Origin of the sequence: Pseudomonas agronomica (genome assembly GCF_025917275.1) — a bacterium.
Taxonomy (GTDB): Bacteria; Pseudomonadota; Gammaproteobacteria; order Pseudomonadales; family Pseudomonadaceae; genus Aquipseudomonas; species Aquipseudomonas agronomica.
The window spans coordinates 1-5,302 of the sequence record NZ_JAOSHO010000360.1 but is presented as its reverse complement, the minus strand read 5'-3'; the positions used below and the strand labels follow the sequence as shown (position 1 = coordinate 5,302).

The 5,302-nt window shown below is 61.6% G+C and carries 3 protein-coding genes; all 3 read right to left on the bottom strand.

What is annotated here, in order from left to right; genetic code table 11:
• Nucleotides 1-28: 28 nt before the first annotated feature.
• The 3 genes from pstA to OC610_RS20500 all read right to left on the bottom strand — a co-directional run bounded on the left by pstA (nt 29) and on the right by OC610_RS20500 (nt 5,156).
• Nucleotides 29-1,699 carry a phosphate ABC transporter permease PstA gene (pstA, locus tag OC610_RS20510; protein WP_264430276.1) on the bottom strand — a complete coding sequence of 557 codons (1,671 nt, stop codon included), beginning with the start codon at nt 1,697-1,699 and terminating at the stop codon, nt 29-31.
• Nucleotides 1,700-1,714: 15 nt separating this feature from the next.
• Nucleotides 1,715-3,748, bottom strand: coding sequence for an ABC transporter permease subunit (locus tag OC610_RS20505; protein ID WP_264430278.1), 2,034 nt, complete (start codon nt 3,746-3,748; stop codon nt 1,715-1,717).
• A 406-nt stretch (nt 3,749-4,154) separates the two neighbouring features.
• Nucleotides 4,155-5,156 (bottom strand): phosphate ABC transporter substrate-binding protein PstS family protein, encoded by a 1,002-nt coding sequence (locus OC610_RS20500; RefSeq protein WP_264430274.1) that lies wholly within the window; start codon nt 5,154-5,156, stop codon nt 4,155-4,157.
• Nucleotides 5,157-5,302: the final 146 nt, after the last annotated feature.

Here is a 5,302-nt window from a genome sequence, read left to right as displayed (position 1 = left end):
TCGCGAGCAGGCTCGCTCCCACAGTCCATCAGCTATCCAGTGCTTTGTATTTTTCGCGCAGGTGGTTACGGATCCACACCGCCGACAGGTTCAAGGTCGCGATCACCAGCACCAGCAGCAACGCCGTGGCATAGACCAATGGCCGGGCCGCCTCGACGTTCGGGCTCTGGAAGCCGACGTCATAGATGTGAAAGCCCAGGTGCATGATTTTCTGGTCCAGGTGCAGGTACGGATAGTTGCCATCCAGCGGCAGCGACGGGGCCAGTTTCACCACGCCCACCAGCATCAGCGGCGCCACTTCACCGGCGGCGCGGGCTACGGCGAGGATCATGCCGGTCATCATCGCCGGACTTGCCATCGGCAGGACGATTTTCCACAGGGTCTCGGCCTTGGTCGCGCCGAGGGCCAGGGAGCCTTCACGTACAGTCCGCGGAATCCGCGCCAGGCCTTCCTCGGTGGCAACGATCACCACCGGCACCGCCAGTAACGCCAGGGTCAGGGACGCCCAAAGCAGGCCCGGGGTGCCGAAGGTCGGCGCCGGCAAGGCTTCGGGGAAGAACAGCCGGTCAAGCGAGCCGCCCAGCACGTAGACGAAGAAGCCCAGGCCGAACACGCCGTAGACAATCGCTGGAACGCCCGCGAGGTTGTTCACCGCAATGCGGATCAGCCGGGTCATCGGGCCCTGGCGGGCGTATTCGCGCAGATAGACCGCCGCCAGCACACCAAACGGCGTGACGATCATCGCCATGATCAGCGTCATCATCACGGTGCCGAAGATCGCCGGGAAAATCCCGCCTTCGGTGTTGGCTTCACGGGGGTCATCGCTCAGGAATTCCCAAACCTTGCTGAAGTAGAAACCGAGCTTGGTGAACGTGCCCATGCCGTTTGGCTGGTAGGCGTGCACCACTTTGCCGATGCCGATTTCCACTTCCTTGCCGTTGGCATCGCGGGCCGTCAGGCTGTCGCGGTTGAACTGGGCGTGCAAATCGGTAAGGCGCGCTTCGATGTCTTTGTAGCGGGCGTTGAGCTCGGCGCGTTCACTTTCCAGGTCGGCCTGGGCGGCGGCGTCGAGCTTGCCGTCCAGTTCGAGCTTGCGGCCATGGAGGCGGATGCGTTCCAGACCGGCGTTGATCGCGCCAATGTCGGATTTTTCCAGGGTCTTGAGCTCGCCGGCGAGCTTGTTGACGCGCTCGATACGCGCCTGCAATTGCGGCCAGGCTGCTTCGCCTTCGGCGACGACCTTGCCTTCTTCCTTGACGTTGACCAGGTAGCCGTAGAAATTGCCCCACTCACGACGTTCGATAGCCATCAGCTCGGGCGGCGTGGTCTGGTTTTTCAGCCAGTCACCAACGATCCAGGTGAAGTCGGTGCCGTTGAGGTCACGGTTGCCGACCTTGACCAGTTCGCGGGTCATGAACTCTGGCCCTTCGTCCGGCACAGGCAGGCCGGCGCTTTTCAGGCGCTCACGGGGCACTTCTTCCTTCTGGACGACTTCGCCGACCACCAATTGCGCAGGCATGCCCGGCACGGTGTAGCTGGCGTGGATCAGGTCCGCCGGCCAGAAGTGGCCCAGGCCGCGCACGGCAATCACCGCAAGCAGGCCAATGGTCATGATGACCGCGATGGACACCGCGCCGCCGCTGATCCAGACGCCCGGGGCGCCGCTCTTGAACCATCCTTTCAGGGAGTTCTGTTTCACAGACTTCTACCTTTCTTAAAGCGACGAATATTTCTTGCGCAGACGCTGACGGATCAGCTCGGCGAGGGTGTTCATGACGAAGGTGAACAGCAGCAGCACCAGGGCCGACAGGAACAGCACGCGGTAATGGCTGCCGCCGACTTCCGATTCAGGCATTTCCACCGCGACGTTGGCCGCCAGGGTGCGCAGGCCTTCGAACAGGTTCATTTCCATGACCGGGGTGTTGCCGGTGGCCATCAGCACGATCATCGTCTCGCCCACCGCGCGGCCCATGCCGATCATCAGTGCCGAGAAGATGCCCGGGCTGGCGGTGAGGATCACCACGCGAGTCATGGTCTGCCACGGGGTGGCGCCGAGGGCCAACGAACCCAGGGTCAGGCCGCGCGGCACGCTGAACACGGCGTCTTCGGCAATGGAGTAGATATTCGGGATCACCGCGAAGCCCATCGCCAGGCCCACCACCAGGGCGTTGCGCTGGTCGTAGGTGATGCCCAGGTCATGGGAGATCCACATGCGCATGTCACCGCCGAAGAACCAAGCTTCCATGTAGGGGCTCATGTAAAGCGAGAGCCAGCCCACGAACAGGATCACCGGGATCAGCAAGGCGCTTTCCCAACCGTCCGGCACCTTCAGGCGAACGGACTCCGGCAGGCGGCTGAAGACGAAACCGGCGACCAGGATGCCAATCGGCAGCAACATCAGCAGGCTGAAGATCCCCGGCAGGTGCCCTTCAACGTAGGGCGCGAGGAACAGGCCGGCGAAGAAGCCAAGGATCACCGTCGGCATGGCTTCCATCAGTTCGATGACCGGCTTGACCTTGCGGCGCATGCCCGGTGCCATGAAGTACGCGGTGTAGATTGCAGCGGCAACCGCCAGCGGCGCGGCCAGCAGCATCGCGTAGAACGCGGCTTTCAGGGTGCCGAAGGTCAGCGGCGAAAGGCTCAGCTTGGGTTCGAAGTCAGTGTTGGCGGCCGTTGATTGCCAGACGTACTTGGGCTCGTCGTAGTTTTCGTACCAGACCTTGCTCCACAGCGCGCTCCACGAGACTTCCGGGTGCGGGTTTTCCAGCGTCAGCGGTTGCAGCTTGCCGCCCTGCTCCACGATCAGGCGGTTGGCCCGTGGCGACATGCCGAACAGGCCTTGGCCATCGACCACCTGATCCACCAGCAAGGTGCGGTGGGCGGTGCTGTGGAACACGCCGAGCTTGCCGGCGGCGTCGAGGGCCACGAAACCTTTGCGACGCTCCTCGGCGGTGATTTCAACGATAGGCGTGTTGCCCATCTGGAAGGTACGGATCTGTTTGAAGCGCAGCTCGCCGTCCGGGTCGCGGGCCATGAACCATTGGGCCAGGCCGCCCTTGGAGTCGCCAATGATCAGCGAGATACCGCCCACCAACTGAGTGGCGGCGGTGACTTGGGCGTCAGCGTTCTCCAGCAGTTTGTAGCGACCGTTGAGGCTCTTGTCCCGCAGGCTGAACACATCGGCCTGGGCACGCCCGTTGACCACATACAGCCACTGCTGGCGCGGGTCGACGAAAATGTTTTTCACCGGCTCGGTCATTTGCGGCAGATCGATACGCGTCTGCTCGCTGGTGACTTCGCCGGTCATCATGTTTTCTTCGCTGGTCAGCGACAGCACTTGCAGTTGAGCACCGCTGGAACCGGCCAGCAGCAAGGTCGAATCAGTGGCATTGAGGCTGACATGTTCCAGGGCAGCGCCCTGCTCGTTCAACGCGATCGGCGTCTCGCCATAAGGATATTCGACGGCAGGCGAGATGGTTTTCTTGCCGTCCGGGTAGGACACCTTATAGGTGTGACGGAACACCAAGGCCTGGCCGTTGGACAGGCCGATCGCCACGAGCGGGCTGCCGGGCTGGTCTTCGCCAATGGACGTCACGCTCGCGCCGGCCGGGATCGGCAGGTCGACGCGGCGCAGTTCGGCGCCACTGGTGATGTCGAAAAACAATGCCTGGCCCTTGTCGGAAACCCGCATGGCCACCTGGTTCTGCTCCTCGATGGAGATCATCAGCGGCTTGCCGGCGTCTTGCATCCAGGCAGGCGTGATCGAATCCTTGGCAGTCAGGTCCGCGCCCTTGAACAGGGGCAGCACCACGTAGGCCAGGAAGAAGAAAATCAAGGTAATGGCTGCGAGAACGGCGAGGCCGCCGACCAGTACGTACCAGCGGGTCAGGCGATCTTTTAGCGCACGGACGCGGCGCTTGCGTTGCAGCTCAGGCGTATTGAAGTCAATGCGCTTGGGAGGGGAAGTCGTAGTCATTGTGGAGTTGGCCAGATCATTCATGCGCACACCCTAGCGATCCTGTATGACAGAAAGATGACAATGCAGTGACGCAACAAATCCGCCGCCAGCGGTGAGCGGCAGCGGACAGGAATTTGAGCTGTGGGAGCAGCCTCACCCCCACAGGAAAACCCGGGCGTTGGCCCGGGTTCAAGTGTTACTTCTTGGCGACTTCGCCGGCGCCTTCCTTCAGACCCAGGTCAGCCAGTGCCTTGGCGGCGACTTTGGCCGGTACCGGGATGTAGCCATCCTTGACCACGACTTCCTGGCCTTGCTTGGACAGGATCAGCTTGACGAACTCGGCTTCCAGCGGGGCCAGAGGCTTGTTCGGGGCCTTGTTGACGTACACGTAGAGGAAGCGCGACAGCGGGTATTTGCCGTTCAGGGCGTTTTCTTCGCTGTCTTCGATGAACTCGGTGCTGCCTTTCTTGGCCAGGGCCACGGTCTTCACGCTGGCGGTCTTGTAGCCGATGCCCGAGTAACCGATGCCGTTCAGCGAGGAGCTGATCGACTGCACGACCGAAGCCGAGCCTGGTTGTTCGTTGACGTTAGCCTTGTAGTCGCCTTTGCACAGGGCTTCTTCCTTGAAGTAGCCGTAGGTGCCGGATACCGAGTTACGACCAAACAGTTGCACTGGCTTGTTGGCCAGGTCGCCGGTCACACCCAGGTCGCCCCAGGTCTTCACGTCAGCCTTGGCGCCGCACAGGCGAGTGGACGAGAAAATCGCGTCAACCTGTTCCATGGTCAGCTGCTTGATCGGGTTGTCCTTGTGCACGAACACGGCCAGGGCGTCCACGGCAACCGGGATAGCGGTTGGCTTGTAGCCGTACTTCTGTTCGAAGGCCTGCAGCTCGTTGTCCTTCATCTTGCGGCTCATCGGGCCCAGGTTGGCGGTGCCTTCGGTGAGTGCGGGTGGCGCGGTGGAGGAACCGGCGGCCTGAATCTGGATGTTAACGTTCGGATATTCTTTCTTGTAGTTCTCGGCCCACAAGGTCATCAGGTTGGCCAGGGTATCGGAGCCGACGCTGGACAGGTTGCCCGATACACCAGTGGTCTTGGTGTAGCTCGGGATCGCAGGGTCAACAGCGGCAACCGCGTTGGCAGTCGCAACGCCAGCGGCGACAAAGGTCATTGCCGCCATCAAACGCTTCAGTTTCATGCCTTACTCCTAGCAGATAGGGTGTATTAAGTCGGCCAAGTATCGGTAAGCCGTGTGAACACTCTATGGCTGAAATATGACAATTGGATGAAAGGCCAGTATTGAGTTTTGCAGGATGTTTTTTGTGGCGAGGGAGCTTGCTCCCG